The sequence below is a fragment of the Staphylococcus taiwanensis genome (assembly GCA_020544305.1).
Lineage (GTDB): Bacteria > Bacillota > Bacilli > Staphylococcales > Staphylococcaceae > Staphylococcus > Staphylococcus taiwanensis.
The window spans coordinates 1,219,260-1,235,975 of sequence record CP058667.1 but is presented as its reverse complement, the minus strand read 5'-3'; the positions used below and the strand labels follow the sequence as shown (position 1 = coordinate 1,235,975).

The following is a 16,716-nucleotide window of genomic DNA, read 5'->3' as shown; positions in this document are numbered from 1 at the left end:
ATATTATACAATACGGCTTAAAGCTGTATCAAATGCCTGAATTGTCTTTTCAATATCTTTCTTAGTATGTGCAGTAGATAAGAAAGTCCCTTCAAATTGTGAAGGTGGTAAAAACACACCTTCTTTAGCCATTTCACGATACATATTACTAAACAGTTCTAAATCACTTTTATTTGCTTCTTCAAAATTAGTTACAGGTCCTTTATTTAAGAAGTAACCAATCATTGAACCAGCTCTATTTACTGTAATCGGCACATTATGTTTACCAAATACTTCTTTTAATCCTTCTTCTAATAAATCACCTAGTTCTTGGAAATACTCATATGATTCAGGTGTTAATTGGCTTAAAGTTTCATAGCCACTTGTCATTGCTAATGGATTGCCTGATAACGTACCTGCTTGATAAATATTTCCTACTGGCGCTATTTTGTCCATAATTTCTTTTTTACCACCAAATGCACCAACAGGTAAGCCTCCGCCGATTACTTTTCCTAAACAAGTAATATCAGGCGTTACACCAAAGTATCCTTGGGCACAATTGTAACCAACACGGAAACCTGTCATCACTTCATCGAAAATAAGCAATGCACCGTATTCTGTAGTAATATCACGAAGACCTTGAAGGAAGCCATCTTTAGGAGGTACTACACCCATATTACCGGCCACAGGTTCAACAATTATACCTGCAATATCATCCCCATAATGTTCAAATGCAATTTTAATTGCTTCAAGATCATTATATGGCACCGTAATTGTATTTTTAGCTGTCCCTTCAGGAACTCCAGGAGAATCTGGCAATCCTAGTGTGGCTACACCTGAACCAGCTTTAATTAGTAGCGAATCACTATGACCGTGATAACATCCTTCAAATTTAATGATTTTATTACGTCCTGTATATCCACGAGCCAATCTTAATGCAGCTAACGTAGCTTCAGTACCAGAAGATACCATTCTAACTTTTTCAATAGATGGCACACGTTCAATTACTAATTCAGCAAGTCTATTTTCTTCTAATGTTGAAGCACCAAAACTTGTTCCTTTGTCTACCGCTTCATGTAATTTTTTAATTACTCTCTCATTTTTATGACCTAAAATCAGAGGTCCCCAACTTAATACATAATCGATATATTCATTACCATCGATGTCATAAATTCTTGACCCTTTAGCATGGTCCATAAAAATCGCTGGTGTATCAACTGATTTAAAAGCTCTCACCGGACTGTTAACACCACCAGGCATTAAATCCTCAGCAATTTTCATTGCTTCTTGTGATTTTTCATAACCCATTGTTAAATCCTCCTTGATAATTATTTTATTTATCTAAATAGCGACAAATATCTTTAGCAAAATATGTGATAATCATATCTGCGCCAGCACGTTTCATTGACACCATTTGTTCCATTACAACACGTTCTTCATCAATCCAACCATTTTGAGCAGCTGCTTTTGTCATTGCATATTCACCACTAACATTATAAGCAATAACTGGAATATTAGTATTATTTTTCACATCACGAACAATATCTAAATAACTCAATGCTGGTTTAACTATCATCATGTCCGCACCTTCATTTAAGTCGCTTTCTAATTCACGTAAGGCTTCTAAGCGATTCGCTGGGTCCATTTGATAAGTTTTTCTATCACCAAATGATGGTGCAGAATCGGCAGCATCTCTGAATGGTCCAAAGAAACTTGATGCGTATTTAATGCCATAACTCATTATTGGCACATTATAATACCCTGCTTCATCTAAGCCATGACGTATCTCTGTAACAAACCCATCCATCATGTTACTTGGTGCAATGATATCAGCACCAGCTTCAACTTGAGATACTGCAGTTTTAACTAATAGCGGTAATGATTTATCATTATCCACATCATGGTTATGATCATCAATTACACCACAGTGACCATGGTCTGTATATTCACATAAACAAGTATCAGCAACAATTAATAAATCTTCATGTAGTGATTTAGCTTTACGTGTTGCTTCTTGAACAATACCATTGTGGTCGTATGCTCCTGATCCAACTTCATCCTTTTCATTTGGCACACCAAAGAACATAATAGCTCTAATCCCTAATTGATATGCTTCATTTATTTCATCATCTAATAAATTTAAACTAATTTGATAAACGCCAGGTAATGATTTAATTTCACTTTTTACATTATCTTTTTCAACTACAAATATTGGATAAATTAAATCTTCTTTTCTTACGTGATTTTCTCTTACTAAATTGCGCATTGACGCTGATGAGCGTAATCTTCTGTGTCTATCGAATTCCATTATATATTCCTACTTTCTAATATCTTATTAATTATTGACTCTAAAGTTTGTTTATCAGCAATCTTTGGAATAGCACCATACTGATTGAGAACATTAGCAGTTTGTTGACCGATTGCATAATAATCATCAAATTCTTTAGGTATATCTTCATTAAAATAATAACGTACTGCAGAGGAACTTGAAAACGTAAGTGCATCAACTTTTCCATTTTCAATTAATTTAATCGTTTCTACGATGTTTTTATGGTTAGCAACTGGCTTATATAAATCAATTTTTCTGACATGATTATTCTGAGAAAGTTCATGTTCTAACTTAGGTCTAGCCATAGCACTGCTAGGTATCAAAATTGATTGATTATTTAAATTTAAATTTTCTAAAAGCCCTTCTTGCGAATAATCATCAGGCACAAAATCTACTTTGATGCCTAATTCTTCACATAACTTAGCGGTTTTAATACCAATTGCCGCAATATATTTAATCTTGACTAAAGATAAATAATCATAAAATATACTAACAGCATTTTTTGAAGATAAAATAAGCCAGTCATAGCTATGTTGCAAAATTTGAGTATCAAATTCAAGTGATTGAATACGGATAAATGGTTTATGTACAATCTCCACTAAATCACTTCGTATTTTACTCGTTTGCGTCATAACTACAACTGGTTTCATTTATCATTACACCTCTATAAATTTGGTATTAATGTGGTTGTGATTCATTTAGCTTTCTTATTATTTCATATGCACCTTGCTCTTTTAAAACTTCACTAACTTTATTACCTAATTCAACAGGATCTTTTCCAATTTCAGTATGCTCATATCTTTCTTGTCCATCAGGAGTCATGATTAAACCTGTAAACTCAATCTCTCCTTTATCATTATTTGTAGCATATCCTCCAATTGGCACCTGGCAACTACCATCCATTGCTGCAAGGAAAGTTCGTTCAGCAGTTACACAATCAGCTACTTGTTTATTATGAACTTTCTTTAATAAATCAAGTAGTTCAACGTCATCACTTCGACATTCAATGCCTAGTGCACCTTGACCTATAGCAGGCAATAACACATCTTTATCTAAATAGGTCGTAACAATATCATCAGACCATCCCATGCGTCTTAGTCCAGCAGCTGCTAAAATGATTGCATCATAATCTTCTGTTTCCAATTTATGCAATCTTGTATCAATGTTGCCTCGAATCCATTTAATCTCAAGGTTAGGATATCTAGACAATATTTGAGCACCACGTCTAAGTGAGCTTGTTCCGACAATACTACCATCTGGTAATTCATTTAAAGGTATATGATTCTTAGAAATATATGCATCAAAAGGTACTTCTCTATCTGGAATGCAGCCTAGTGTTAGGCCCTCAGGAATAATACTTGGTACATCCTTTAAAGAATGAATTGCCATGTCTATATCTTTATTAAACAGTTCATGTTGAATTTCTTTAACAAATAATCCCTTGCCACCAACTTTGGACAATTGTTTATCAACTATTCGATCACCTTTAGTTACAATTTCCTTTATTTCTATATCTAAAGTTGGATCGACTTTTTTTAATTTATCGATAAATTGTTGGCTTTGAGTTAAAGCAAGCTTACTTCTTCGTGAGCCTACAACTAATTTACGCATATAAGTTGCCTCCTAATGCCATTTAAAATTAAGTGAAATGCGTTGTAAAAAATAAATTGACCATACATAAGCAAAATAACACAATGTTAAAGTAAATTAAATAAATTGATTTGAACCAATTATTGATACGGCTTAATAAATAAATAGCATAAAATATAGAAATTACCGTAGATAGTATTACTTTAGGATCTGTAAAAATACTACTACCTATAGCATACACACCCCATTGGGCTCCTAATATTACGCTTAAAATTAAGATGATAAAACCGCTTAATGAAGCATAAAAAACAATAGCTTCTAATGATGCTACACTACCAATTCTAAAATACTTTTGGTCAAAATTTTTCTCTCTTAAATTACGGTATTGAATAATATATAATAATGAATTCACAAATGCTAATGCAAATAATGCGTAACTTAACACAGCTAGGCCAATATGCACTAACAGCAATTCATTAATCACTGCCACTCTTTGAATATTTGTAGTATAATGTTCAGGTTGAAATGTATTCATCATAAGTAATATAAAACCAATGACATTTAAAAAGAATACAGAAAAACTCAACATTTTAACTACATTTAAAATCAAGGATATAGATATAATTATCCAAGATAAAAAGAAAAACACGTCAAATAAAGAACTTAGTGGAATTTGATTATGTGAAGTAATATAAACAGACAAAGAGATTGTTTGTAATATCCAAACAATCCCTAGAGTGTAAATTCCTAATTCTCTTATTTTATGACTTTTTCTCACAAAATCAATAAAGTAACAGAGAATACTTATTAAATATATGATTAATATAATTTCATGAAATCTAATAAACAGGGTTTCTTGCATATTATCACCATATTAATATGCTTATTCAAAACTAAAGATATGTCGAATAGATGCTTCTTTCTCTTTTTGAGCTTTACGAACCTTGACGTCTTCGTAAAAATCTTCAGCTTCAATATCAAATATGTTTTGAAATAGCTCTAATTTTTCATTACTTTTCTTGTCATTACTCAATTCTTTAGCCTGTTTAATCGGATCTTTCAACATTTGATTGATAATACTTTTAGTATGTTTAGAGATAACTGTACGTTCTCTATCTGATAGATTTGGAAGTTTTCTATCTATACTTTCCATTGTTTCTGATTGAATTGTCATTGCTTTTTCACGTAAAGCTCTAATAACTGGTACAACACCTAACATATTAACCCATTCATTATGTGCTTGAATTTCATTAGGAATTTGTCCAGCTATTAAGTCTGCAGCCATTTGACGTTCACGTAAATTTGCATCAACTAATCCTTTAAGATCATCAACATCATAACTAAATATATCTTCGCTGATATCACTACCTGGTTCAATGTCTCTAGGAACAGCAATATCAACTAATAACAATGATTTAGTTTTTCTGTGTAAACTGATATTTTCAATCATAGACTTAGTAATTATAAAGTCTGGTGAACTTGTTGAACTAATTACAATATCAGCATTGGCTAATAGAGTTGGTAATGACTCAAGATTATCATAATTCACATTATGTTTAGTAGCTAACTCTTTTGCTTTAATTTTAGTTCTATTAACAACTGTAATATTTGTAATGCCAGTTCCTAATAAATTTAAAAGTGATAATTCACTCATTTCCCCTGCACCAATAATGACAGCTTGTTTACTTTTTAATTTGCCGAATACCTTTTTAGCTAATTCAACGGCAGCATAAGAAACACTGACAGCATTATCTGCTATATCTGTTTCACTATGTGCTTTTTTAGCAAAAGTAATTGCCTGTTTAAATAGATGATTAAAAATCGTTCCAGTTGTATTAGAATCTTGAGCTAAGAAAAACGCATCTCTCATTTGTCCAAGAATCTGAGTTTCACCTAATACAATTGAATCTAATCCAGAAGTGACACGCAATAAATGTTCTATTGCTTCGTCCCCCACTTTAACTTCTGACATTGATTTAATATCATCTACTTCAAATCCAAATGAACGTGCTAAAAATCTTTGAATATAATAACGGCCAGTATGAATTTGATCAACGATGGCATATACTTCAGTACGATTACATGTAGATAATATAACATTCTCTAAAATAGATTTAGTTTCAAATAAATCTTCATGGGCTAATCGCAAGGCATCATCTCTAAAAGCAACTTGCTCTCTTAGTGCTACATCAGCTGTTCGATGATTTATGCTTATAGCAATAAAATGCATTTATAACGCCCTCCATATACTAACAATAACACAAGTATAACACATTGAAATATGAATTTAAGTCGATTGCTCAAATAATTTAGAAAGATTCTAATTTGAAGTCATAATTTTGCCATGAAATAGATTCAAATGACATCATAGTTCATAGTTAGCTGGCATAAATAATAACTATTATAAATAAGCTTCAATTAAATCCCATATCTGTTGTTTTTTAGTGTTTTGAATAGATGAATAACTCACTATTGTATCATCTGGATCTAAATCTAATTTTTCTTTAATATTTTTGATATGTTTTTGTACCTTACCTTTAGGTATTTTATCTTCTTTAGTACAAATCACTAAAGTAGGGATTTCAAAATGTTTTAGATAATCATACATCAATAAATCATCTTCGGTAGGATTGTGTCGTAAATCTACAAGCTGTATTACTAATTTCAAATTCTCACGCTTAGTTAAATATTCTTCAATCATTTTACCAAATTTTTCTCGCTGAGTTTTACTTACTTTTGCATAACCATAACCAGGAACATCAACAAAGATTAACTGGTCATCTATATTGAAGAAATTTAATGTTTGTGTTTTTCCAGGTTGTTGAGATGTACGTGCCATGTTTTTCCTACCAATCATACTATTGATAAATGATGACTTACCTACATTTGAACGTCCACTTAATGCGACTTCAGACAAACCAGTCTCAGGATACTGTGCTTCTTGTACTGCACTAATAATTAAATCGATATTATTAGGATTAACATTCATAATTGATCCTCTTTCTTTCAATTAAATTTAACTGTTTAATTATAATATACTTTTTACTTTTTCTAAAACTGTTTTCATTTTTTAATCTAACTTAAAACAACTTACATAAGTGTGTAAACACCTAAGTTCATCAACCCAACTGTCAAAAATTTTAGAATTTCTATTCGTAATTATTTTTGTTATAGCATCGTCACATCTTGCTCTGCTTGCATATTTTCTATATGTAAGTCTTTGTGCTAGGCCCCGCGCGCACCAATATTCGTCATTATATGTATAAAGATTATAACAGCTCAGTGCACTACCTATGAACAAAATAATAAAAAACATACTAAGATTAGCTGTGAAGAGATTTATGACGATAGATTTCTTCACAGCTATTTTTTATAGTTGTAGAGAGAAGTAGACTGTGCGGGCTCTTGGATTTTAAATCCGTATTATAAACGAGTCAGCTTTACTCTCGCCTTTTGAAATTCGTTTGTAGTATGTTGGGCTCTTGAAGCCGTGTAGAGGAAAGTGAAATGAGAAAGGTTTAAGTAAAGTTTCAGCTTCTCAAAACAATTAAGGAGGAATTATGTGGATTATTTAGGCATTGATATTAGTAAAAGAACGAGCGTCATCGCACATTATTTTGAAGATAAATTCCAAAAGGAATTTACAATTCAGAATAATAAAAATGGTTATAATCAGTTACTTAAATACTTAAAAAACTTAATCAACCTCAACTTATATTTGAATCTACCGGTGTGTATTCAAGAGGTATAGTTCAATTTTGTCAGGTTAACCATGTGAATTATATTGAAATGAACCCATTAGAAGCGAAATTTAAAACAAATTCTCTAAGGTCATGGAAAACGGATCACTCTGATGCTCATAAATTAGCGCACCTAGGACTCACTTTAAAATCCACTAATAGTTTAAATACTAAAGATGAAATTTACTTTGAATTACGTGAACGTACTCGATTTCATCTTGAAATCGAAAAAAATCAAAATCGGTTAAAAATACAGATTATCGAAATACTTCATCAAACTTTTCCAGGTTTAGAAAAATTATTTAAAAGTCGCTATTCAATGATTGCTCTCAATATCGCAAAAATTTATTCACATCCTAGTTTTGTTCAACAACAAGATAAAGATACTTTAATCTCAAATATTTTTAATTCTACAGAGAAAGGGTTATCTACTCGAAAAGCAGGAAACTAAGCTAAAAAATTATTTAAAATAGCACATGAAAGCTATCCAAGTGTTAAAGCTTCTTCCTTTTTAGTGAAAAAAGTTCAATTATTGATTCAACAATTAAAAGATTCTATAGAACAGTTGTTCCAATTAGATAAGGAAATGATTGAACTGGCACAAGAATTGGAATGTTATAAAATTATACAATCTATTCCTGGTATTGGAGAATTAACAGCAGCTATGTTAATCGGAGAATTAGGAGATATTACTCACTTTAAGACAAACAAACAATTAAATGCTTATGTAGGTATTGATATCAAACGATATCAATCCGGTAGCACTCATTATAGAGATACAATTAATAAGCGGGGAAATAAAAAAGCTAGACAATTATTATTTTGGATAGTGATGAATATTATACGGGGCCAGCGTAACTATGATAATCATATCGTCGATTATTACTACAAACTAAGAAAGCAGCCTAATGAGAAATCTCATAAGACTGCCATCATCGCTTGTATAAATCGACTATTAAAAACGATTCATTATCTGATAATGAATCAGAAATTGTACGATTATCAAATGTCCCCACATTAGCCAAACGTACAATCAAATATAGTTTAACACCTTATTCAAAAAATTAAAATTGAACGGTTTAGTTAAGTAATGCTTATTTTATTTTTAAATACTTGACTAATCGTAGGAAAGGGAGTGGGATAGTATTCTTTTTAAATTCGTTGTCCCACTCCCAACTTGCTTTGCTTGTAGAATTTCTTAGTGAAATTCTCTTTGTTGGGGCCCCGCCCGCAAAGATGACTAGAACTGGAAAAAGCTTGATTTAAGCGCCTGTTCAGTTCAGTCAGCTACTGCGAATTTGCAAAATAGCATCATCATATTATTTTTGTCCCAGGCTCTCTACAACTATAAAAAATAGCTATGAAGAAATCTATCGTCATAGATCTCTTCACAGCTAATCTTAGTATGTTTCTACTTTTCTAAGAACTTAATTGTCTAAGACTTATTATTACGCAGATGTTTTACTATCGTTAAGTAAGTTACCCTCTGAATCATATAATTCAGGGTCTACTTCATCATTAATCGTTTCTTCAGTAATAACAACTTTAGAAACATCTTCAGAAGAAGGTACATCATACATAATATCAATTAATGCTTCTTCTATGATTGAGCGAAGTCCACGAGCACCTGTTTTACGCTCGATAGCTTTTTCACTTACTGCAGCTAAAGCTGCTTCTGTAAATTCAAGTTCAACATTGTCTAACTCTAGCATTTTTGTATATTGTTTAACTAATGCATTTTTAGGTTGAGTTAAAATGTTTTTAAGTGCTTCAACATCTAAAGTTTCTAAATTGGCTACGATTGGTACACGACCAATAAATTCAGGAATTAAGCCATATGATTGCAAATCTTCTGGACGAATTTGTTCAAGTAAAGCTTCTTCATCATATTTATCAGCTTCATTACTAGCAAATCCTATAACCTTTTCACCTAAACGACGTTTAATCACTTCATCGATACCATCAAAAGCACCACCTAGAATAAATAGGATATTAGTAGTATCTATTTGAATTAATTCTTGGTTCGGATGTTTACGTCCACCTTGAGGCGGCACACTTGCTGTTGTACCTTCTAATATTTTTAGTAAGGCTTGTTGTACACCTTCACCAGAAACATCACGTGTTATTGAAGTGTTTTCAGATTTTCTAGCAATTTTATCAATTTCATCGACATAAATAATACCTTTTTCGGCTTTATCAATATCAAAGTCTGCAGCTTGTATTAATCTTAGTAAAATATTTTCAACATCATCGCCAACATAACCAGCTTCCGTTAAACTTGTAGCATCTGCAATCGCAAATGGAACATTTAATGTTTTAGCTAATGTTTGCGCTAATAACGTTTTACCACTACCTGTTGGTCCTATTAATGCTATATTACTTTTCTGAAGTTCTACTTCATCTTCATTAGGGCCTAACTGTTGAATACGTTTATAATGATTATAAACTGCAACTGCTAATGATTTTTTTGCTTTTTCTTGGCCAATCACGTACTCATTTAAATGATCCATGATTTCTTTAGGTGTAGGTAAGTCAGTAAATTCTTCAGAAGTAGTTTGTGCTAACTCTTCTTCTACAATTTCTGAACATAATTCAATACACTCATTACATATATATACGCCACTTCCTGCAACCAATTTCTTAACTTGATCTTGATCCTTACCACAGAAAGAACATTTTAAATTTTCTTCATCTTCATTGAATTTAAACATTCATTCACACCTCTATTCTTAAACGACTATACTAGAAAGCATTTTACAATGCAAATTCACGGTTAACAACTAAAATGCTTAAAACATAGAGTAGCAGGCTACATGTGTTGATGTACCTGCTACTTTAAATTTTCATTTTATTAATTTGACCAATTAATTATTTAGCTTCTTTAGTTGATTCAACATATTTAGCATTGTCTCTTAATAAATCAATTACTTTTTGAATACGTACATCATTTTTGATGATGTCAGTATTACCTAAAGTATTTTTAATATCTTCAACAGAAATGTTGAATTGCTTACTCATTTTTTCTAACTCTTTATCAATATCTTCATCTGTAGCTTCGATATTTTCTTTATCAGCGATCGCAGATAAAGTTAAGTTAGTTTTGATTCTTTGCTCAGCGTCATCTTTCATTTGTTCTCTTAATTGAGACTCATCTTGACCTGAGATTTGGAAGTAAGTTTGTAAATCTAAACCTTGTTGTTGAATTCTTTGACCGAATTCTTGAACCATACGATCTAGTTCAGTGTCAATCATAGCTTGAGGAATATCAATTGTTACATTGTCAGTAGCTTTATTGATAGCTTCTTCTTTTTCAACGTTTTCAGCTTCTTCAGCTTTTTGTTCAGATAAACGTTTACGTAAGTTTTCTTTATATTCATCTACTGAGTTAGCATCTGAATCTAATTCATTAGCGATTTCATCGTCTAATTCTGGAACTTCTTTATATTTAATTTCATTAACTTTAGTTTTGAAAGTCGCTTCTTTTCCGGCTAATTCTTCAGCATGGTATTCTTCTGGGAAAGTGACAACTACGTCTTTTTCTTCGCCAGTTTTAACACCAACTAATTGATCTTCAAATCCTGGAATGAATGAACCTGAACCGATTTCTAAATCATATCCATCAGCTTGTCCACCTTCGAATTGTTCACCGTCTACATAGCCATCAAAGTCAATATTTACTGTATCACCGTTTTCAACAGCACCATCTTCTTTAACAACCATGTCAGCTAAGTGACCTAAACTATGATCAATTGCTTCTTGTAAGTCTTCATCAGTTAATTCTGAATCTTGCTTTTCAATTTCAAGACCTTTGTAATCACCCAATTGAACTTCTGGTTCAACTGTTACAGTAGCTTCAAATTCAAAATCTTTACCTTTTTCAATTTGAGTTACATTGATTTCTGGTTGAGCCACTGGATTAATACCAGTCTCATCAATAGCTTCACCATATGCTTCAGGTAAAAGAATATCTACTGCATCTTGATATAATGCTTCAACGCCGAAACGTTGTTCAAAAATTGGACGAGGCACTTTACCTTTACGGAAACCAGGCACGTTAATTTGTTTAACTACTTTTTTAAATGCTTGATCTAATGCTTTGTCTACTTTTTCTGCTGGAACTGTAACTTTTAATAATCCTTCGTTACCTTCCTTTTTTTCCCAAGTTGCTGTCATGTATAAATACCTCCATGATTACATTTTTATTTTTTCAACTTCCCTATTATAGCACACGTCCTATACGGACACAAACAGACTTTTCAAGGGTTTGTAACTCTTAAAATTTACGAACTAATAACCATACTTTACCTAAATTAAATATTAAATTAAACTGATTTGCTCAAATTTGACCATCTAACACATAGATAAAGTCTAATAAATCTTGATTAGCTTCACTATTGTGTATACCAATCATCGATTTAAAATAAACATCATATGCTGAAATCCATTCGTTTTTACTATATAATTCGAAAATTTTGAGAGGATAAAGCAATATCGCATGATTATTCATAACGTGATTGGCTTCATCAGAAATGTGTATCGCACCTTCATCTAATCTTTCTAATACATCTGGTACGACTTGAGTTTTTAAATCTGTATATTCCAACCCTTTTAATTGCATGGGATTAACAGTAATAGTATGGCCATATTTTGTAATCGTAATTGATTGATTGTATTCGGCAAATCTTAAATATTCTAGCATTAAACTTTGTAAATTTTTAGCTTTGGCTTCGTGCACAATCAAAAATGCTATAGTATCTTTAAATTCATAATGACCATTGTCAATTAATTTTAAAATCAATCTAGTTTGTTCATTTAAATTTAGAGTATTAAATTGCGCTAAGGCTTGGCTAGTCATATGTTTATCTTCATTCAACTGAGATTGTGCATATTCTCTAATTGGATATAGTGCCATTCTAGTTTTATGACTTTTAACTTCGTCTATAATTTGATCAACTACCTCGACAGCCTCATAATATTGACCTAATCCGTTTAATGCTTTGATATAATACAACATCAAGTCATCATAATATTGAAGACCTTGTTTAAGTAATATAATTGCTTCTTCTCTTAATTCTAAAAATGATAGTAAATGATATAACATTTCACATTTAATTAAAGAAAGTTTATCATCTAGTTCAAATTGTGATTCATATTCCTCAAACAATTGATATAAAGTGTTGTAATTATTAAGATTCTCGTTTTTTAAAATATCATTATATAATTTTTGCTGAGATTTAGGGAAAGGGATGATATCTGACAAATTTATACCCCCTCTATTTTAAGTCTTTTAAAATCAATGCACTCCACGTTTCAAAACTATCGTAATCATCAATTAATTCTTTTTCAATCCATTGAATTTTTAAAGTATCAGTTTCTCGAACTTCAACATCATTAGAATTTACTTTTATCTTAAATACCACTCCGATATGTACTTCTCCAACTTCATTAGTATCATCATTAATAAAACCGATATACTCCATATTTTGAGAATCAGCTTCTGATAAGCCAACTTCCTCCTCAAGTTCTCTTTGCGCATTCACTCGTAATATTTCATTTATCGAACCAGCTCCAACGACATCGTTCATGTGACCACCAACACCTATAGATGATTGACCATGTAAACGAGATTCTCCTCCACCACTTAAGCGCTTATAAACTAATAATTCATTTTTTTCATTTTCAAGCAAACAATAAGAGATTAATTGTTTATAAGAAGGATCTTCTTCCATGTCACCTCGACGTTTAACTTCGTATTCGGAAAATGTATTAAATATAGATTCACCTTGTGCATCATTTTTTGATAAGAATCCATTAAATGCATTTGATTCATTTTCGAAAAGTATTTTTCTTGGAACTACTATAATTTGTTCATCAAATTTGGACATATTTAACTCCTTATTAAATTTATTCTTATTATGTATTTTATCAAACTATATTATTGAACAACAATCAATCATATATCTAGATTACAAGATTTCGTTTATAATACATTTAAAACAAAAAAAGATGACTATAAATAGCCATCATTTTAAATACAATAAGATGAAAAAATATACTCAATATATCCCATCTTATTATTTATATAATTATTTTAAAGCATCTTTAGCTTTAGATACTAATTCAGCAAATGCTTTATCATCTGAAATAGCTACTTCAGATAACATTTTACGGTTGATATTAATATCAGCTTTTTTCAAACCATTCATTAATCTTGAATAGCTGATATCATGTTTACGAGCTGCCGCATTAATACGTGTAATCCATAATTTACGGAAATCACGTTTACGTTGACGACGGTCGCGGAAAGCGTATTGTCCTGATTTCATTACTTGTTGTTTTGCTACTTTATATAATGTGTGTTTAGCACCGAAGTAACCTTTAGCTAATTTAATCGTTTTTTTACGACGTGCTCTTGTTACTGTTCCACCTTTAACTCGTGGCATATTAAATTCCTCCTTAGAAATAACAATTTATTATCGTTCATTTAATAGTTACAATTATTTTTTATAAGCTAATAATTGTTTTACTCGTTTCATATCGCTCTTAGAAACTAATTGAGCTTTACGTAATTTACGTTTTTGTTTAGTACTTTTATTTGCAAATAAGTGAGATGTGAAAGCTCTTGAACGTTTTAATTGACCTGAACCAGTTCTTTTAACACGTTTAGCTGCTCCACGGTGAGTTTTCATTTTTGGCATGATGCATTTCCTCCTACTAAATATTAATTATTTTTCGTTTACAGGCGCTAATAGAATAAACATTTGACGCCCTTCCATTTTTGGTCTTTGTTCAACAGTGGCAATATCTTTACATTCGTCAGCAAATTTTTCTAAGACACGTTGACCAATTTCTTTATGCGTAATCGCACGACCTCTGAAACGAATAGAAACTTTACATTTGTCGCCTTTATCTAAGAATTTACGACCATTTTTCAACTTAGTTTGGAAATCGTGTTCCTCAATCGTTGGACTTAAGCGAATTTCTTTAACATTGATGACTTTTTGTTTCTTTTTCATTTCTTTTTCTTTTTTCTGTTGTTCAAATTTGTATTTACCATAATCCATAATTCTTGCAACAGGTGGTTTAGCATTTGGTGCTACAACTACTAAATCTAACTCAACACGTTCAGCCATTTCTAATGCTTCACGTTTTGATTTAACACCAATTTGGTCACCATTTTGGCCAATTAAACGTAATTCCTTAGCGCGAATCTTTTCGTTAACTTGCGTTTGATCTTTTGCTATGGTTGACACCTCCCAAAATTTTACGAAATTTTCCCAAGCAAAAAGAGCGAGCATAGAATGCCCGCTCTTTACTCATACACATAGAATGTGTGACATGATTAACCTGCCAACTGCACTTAGCGTCGCTACAGGTGAGAAACGGGTGTTTCTACTTGGTTCGTTTCGTATTCAACGTCATTAATCATATCAACATTTATATATTAAGTCAACTACTAATTTAAAATTAATGATGTTTTATATCATCCATTTTAACATCTTGGCGTAAATCAACTTTATCTAAAGGAATTAATTTAGTTTTATATCTCAATTTATGATAAATAAAGAATGCTAGGAACACTGGAATTCCCATATACGTAATAATAAATCTATTCAAATCAAATTCTCCAGTTTTAATAAAATCAACATCTTGTCCAATGATTACAATCACACATAAGATGCCCGCAAATATAGGCCCGAATGGGAACCATTTCGCCTTATATTTTAATTCTTTCTTTTTATGATGTTGTTTCTCAAATGCTTTTCTAAATCTATAATGACTCACGGCTATACCTACCCATGCAATAAACCCTGTCATTCCGCTTGCTGCAACAATATATTCATATGCATTTCCACTTAACTTTTGAACCAAGAAAATAGTTACAACTAAAATTGCAGTCGCAAATAACGATAAATATGGAACGCCGTATTTATTCGTTTTACCAAATGATGGAAACGCTAATTTATCTTTACTCATAGAATACAACATTCGTGTCGATGCATACATACCTGAGTTACCTGCTGATAATACAGAAGTTAAAATCACCGCATTCATAAATGAGGCTGCAAATGCTAATCCCGCATTTTTAAATACGAGTGTGAATGGTGATGTCGCTATGCTATCATCTCCACCCATCAGTGCATTGCTATCATAAGGAATTAACATACCGATAACGAATATAGCTAAAATGTAGAATAATAATATTCTCCAAAAGACTTGCTTAATTGCTTTAGGTACGGCGCGTTCAGGATTTTCTGATTCTCCCGCGGTAATCCCTATTAATTCAGTTCCTTGGAATGAAAATCCAGCTACAAGGAATACACCTAAGATGGATAATAAACTACCACCTAGATTACCTCCTAAAATTGGTCCATCACCTTTAGTAAATGTTTCAAAACCAACGAATTTTCCACCCATGATACCTAATATAGTCAATAAACCTATAATGATAAAGATGATTACGGTTACGACTTTAATTAAAGCAAACCAATATTCACTTTCACCATAAACTCTGACTGATAGTGAGTTGAGTGCAAAAATAATGACTAAGAATATACAACTCCATACCCATGCAGGTATACCTGCCATTGGTGTCCAATATTGGATAACTTGTGCTGCAATTGTAACATCAGCGGCAACGGTAATTACCCAGTTAAACCAATAGTTCCAACCTAGTGCAAATCCCAATGAAGGATCAACAAAACGTGTTGCATATGTACTAAATGAACCAGAAACAGGTAAATACGTAGCCATTTCACCTAGTGATGTCATAAGGAAGAATACCATAGCACCAATAATTGCATAAGCAATTAACGCACCGAGTGCACCTGCATCATGTATTGCACCACCGGATGTCATAAATAATCCAGTTCCAATACAACCACCCATTGCAATCATAGAAATATGACGATCCTTCAATCCACGTTTAATCCCCTCGTCTTGACTTTCGACTTTACTCATAGAAGCTTCCTTTCCTTCAGTAGAGGCTAACAAATTTTATTTATTTGTTCTGTGTTGATAATTGACTTATCAAATTTATACTTTACAAACTATATAAAACTAAAATCAAAGCATAAA

The 16,716-nt window shown here is 31.8% G+C and carries 16 protein-coding genes, 1 pseudogene and 1 other annotated feature; of the genes and pseudogenes, 2 read left to right on the top strand and 15 right to left on the bottom strand.

What is annotated here, in order from left to right:
• Positions 1-3: 3 nt before the first annotated feature.
• The 7 genes from hemL to HYI43_05805 form a co-directional block, all read right to left on the bottom strand.
• On the bottom strand, positions 4-1,287 hold the full coding sequence (gene hemL / locus HYI43_05835) for a glutamate-1-semialdehyde 2,1-aminomutase (GenBank protein ID UDI78081.1): 1,284 nt from the start codon (positions 1,285-1,287) through the stop codon (positions 4-6).
• Positions 1,288-1,312: 25 nt separating this feature from the next.
• Positions 1,313-2,287: a porphobilinogen synthase gene (hemB, locus tag HYI43_05830; GenBank protein UDI78080.1), complete on the bottom strand. Its 975-nt coding sequence runs from the start codon at positions 2,285-2,287 to the stop codon at positions 1,313-1,315.
• Positions 2,287-2,958, bottom strand: coding sequence for a uroporphyrinogen-III synthase (locus HYI43_05825; GenBank protein UDI78079.1), 672 nt, complete (start codon positions 2,956-2,958; stop codon positions 2,287-2,289). Before HYI43_05825 ends, hemB begins: the two co-directional genes overlap by 1 nt.
• Positions 2,959-2,986: 28 nt before the next feature.
• On the bottom strand, positions 2,987-3,919 hold the full coding sequence (gene hemC, locus HYI43_05820; protein UDI78078.1) for a hydroxymethylbilane synthase: 933 nt from the start codon (positions 3,917-3,919) through the stop codon (positions 2,987-2,989).
• Positions 3,920-3,947: 28 nt separating this feature from the next.
• On the bottom strand, positions 3,948-4,760 hold the full coding sequence (gene ccsA / locus HYI43_05815; protein ID UDI78077.1) for a cytochrome c biogenesis protein CcsA: 813 nt from the start codon (positions 4,758-4,760) through the stop codon (positions 3,948-3,950).
• Positions 4,761-4,781: 21 nt separating this feature from the next.
• Positions 4,782-6,128: a glutamyl-tRNA reductase gene (locus HYI43_05810; protein ID UDI78076.1), complete on the bottom strand. Its 1,347-nt coding sequence runs from the start codon at positions 6,126-6,128 to the stop codon at positions 4,782-4,784.
• 171 nt (positions 6,129-6,299) lie between these two features.
• Positions 6,300-6,887, bottom strand: coding sequence for a YihA family ribosome biogenesis GTP-binding protein (locus HYI43_05805; protein UDI78075.1), 588 nt, complete (start codon positions 6,885-6,887; stop codon positions 6,300-6,302).
• Positions 6,888-7,460: 573 nt separating this feature from the next.
• Between HYI43_05805 and HYI43_05800 the strand changes: the two genes are divergently transcribed.
• Together HYI43_05800 and HYI43_05795 are read left to right on the top strand one after the other, a co-directional pair.
• Entirely contained in the window at positions 7,461-7,649 is a 189-nt protein-coding gene (locus HYI43_05800) for a hypothetical protein (GenBank protein UDI78074.1), read from the top strand.
• Positions 7,583-8,659 (top strand): annotated as a pseudogene (locus tag HYI43_05795) (IS110 family transposase). The gene HYI43_05800 and the pseudogene HYI43_05795 overlap by 67 nt, the downstream one beginning before the upstream one ends.
• 427 nt (positions 8,660-9,086) lie before the next feature.
• Here HYI43_05795 and clpX read toward each other — a convergent pair.
• The 8 genes from clpX to HYI43_05755 form a co-directional block, all read right to left on the bottom strand.
• Positions 9,087-10,349, bottom strand: a complete 1,263-nt coding sequence (clpX, locus tag HYI43_05790; GenBank protein ID UDI78073.1) for an ATP-dependent Clp protease ATP-binding subunit ClpX — start codon at positions 10,347-10,349, stop codon at positions 9,087-9,089.
• Positions 10,350-10,506: 157 nt separating this feature from the next.
• Positions 10,507-11,811 (bottom strand): trigger factor, encoded by a 1,305-nt coding sequence (locus tag HYI43_05785; protein ID UDI78072.1) that lies wholly within the window; start codon positions 11,809-11,811, stop codon positions 10,507-10,509.
• Positions 11,812-11,974: 163 nt separating this feature from the next.
• Positions 11,975-12,898, bottom strand: coding sequence for a hypothetical protein (locus tag HYI43_05780; protein UDI78071.1), 924 nt, complete (start codon positions 12,896-12,898; stop codon positions 11,975-11,977).
• A 13-nt stretch (positions 12,899-12,911) separates the two neighbouring features.
• Positions 12,912-13,523, bottom strand: a complete 612-nt coding sequence (locus HYI43_05775) for an NUDIX domain-containing protein (protein UDI78070.1) — start codon at positions 13,521-13,523, stop codon at positions 12,912-12,914.
• Positions 13,524-13,724: 201 nt separating this feature from the next.
• Positions 13,725-14,081, bottom strand: a complete 357-nt coding sequence (gene rplT / locus HYI43_05770) for a 50S ribosomal protein L20 (protein UDI78069.1) — start codon at positions 14,079-14,081, stop codon at positions 13,725-13,727.
• Positions 14,082-14,135: 54 nt separating this feature from the next.
• Positions 14,136-14,336, bottom strand: coding sequence for a 50S ribosomal protein L35 (gene rpmI, locus HYI43_05765; GenBank protein ID UDI78068.1), 201 nt, complete (start codon positions 14,334-14,336; stop codon positions 14,136-14,138).
• 27 nt (positions 14,337-14,363) lie between these two features.
• Complete coding sequence (gene infC / locus HYI43_05760; protein ID UDI78067.1) at positions 14,364-14,891, bottom strand: translation initiation factor IF-3; 528 nt, start codon at positions 14,889-14,891, stop codon at positions 14,364-14,366.
• Positions 14,892-14,914: 23 nt separating this feature from the next.
• Positions 14,915-15,042 (bottom strand) — a sequence feature (ribosomal protein L20 leader region).
• Positions 15,043-15,105: 63 nt separating this feature from the next.
• Positions 15,106-16,599 (bottom strand): amino acid permease, encoded by a 1,494-nt coding sequence (locus HYI43_05755; GenBank protein UDI78066.1) that lies wholly within the window; start codon positions 16,597-16,599, stop codon positions 15,106-15,108.
• Positions 16,600-16,716 lie beyond the last annotated feature (117 nt).

Excerpts from the sequence above, each read along its gene's own strand:
- hemL (UDI78081.1), bottom strand. The coding sequence starts at position 1,287 with ATGGGTTATGAAAAATCACAAGAAGCAATGAAAATTGCTGAGGATTTA.
- hemB (UDI78080.1), bottom strand. The coding sequence starts at position 2,287 with ATGGAATTCGATAGACACAGAAGATTACGCTCATCAGCGTCAATGCGC.
- HYI43_05825 (UDI78079.1), bottom strand. The coding sequence starts at position 2,958 with ATGAAACCAGTTGTAGTTATGACGCAAACGAGTAAAATACGAAGTGAT.
- hemC (UDI78078.1), bottom strand. The coding sequence starts at position 3,919 with ATGCGTAAATTAGTTGTAGGCTCACGAAGAAGTAAGCTTGCTTTAACT.
- ccsA (UDI78077.1), bottom strand. The coding sequence starts at position 4,760 with ATGCAAGAAACCCTGTTTATTAGATTTCATGAAATTATATTAATCATA.
- HYI43_05810 (UDI78076.1), bottom strand. The coding sequence starts at position 6,128 with ATGCATTTTATTGCTATAAGCATAAATCATCGAACAGCTGATGTAGCA.
- HYI43_05805 (UDI78075.1), bottom strand. The coding sequence starts at position 6,887 with ATGAATGTTAATCCTAATAATATCGATTTAATTATTAGTGCAGTACAA.
- clpX (UDI78073.1), bottom strand. The coding sequence starts at position 10,349 with ATGTTTAAATTCAATGAAGATGAAGAAAATTTAAAATGTTCTTTCTGT.
- HYI43_05785 (UDI78072.1), bottom strand. The coding sequence starts at position 11,811 with ATGACAGCAACTTGGGAAAAAAAGGAAGGTAACGAAGGATTATTAAAA.
- HYI43_05775 (UDI78070.1), bottom strand. The coding sequence starts at position 13,523 with ATGTCCAAATTTGATGAACAAATTATAGTAGTTCCAAGAAAAATACTT.
- rplT (UDI78069.1), bottom strand. The coding sequence starts at position 14,081 with ATGCCACGAGTTAAAGGTGGAACAGTAACAAGAGCACGTCGTAAAAAA.
- rpmI (UDI78068.1), bottom strand. The coding sequence starts at position 14,336 with ATGCCAAAAATGAAAACTCACCGTGGAGCAGCTAAACGTGTTAAAAGA.
- HYI43_05755 (UDI78066.1), bottom strand. The coding sequence starts at position 16,599 with ATGAGTAAAGTCGAAAGTCAAGACGAGGGGATTAAACGTGGATTGAAG.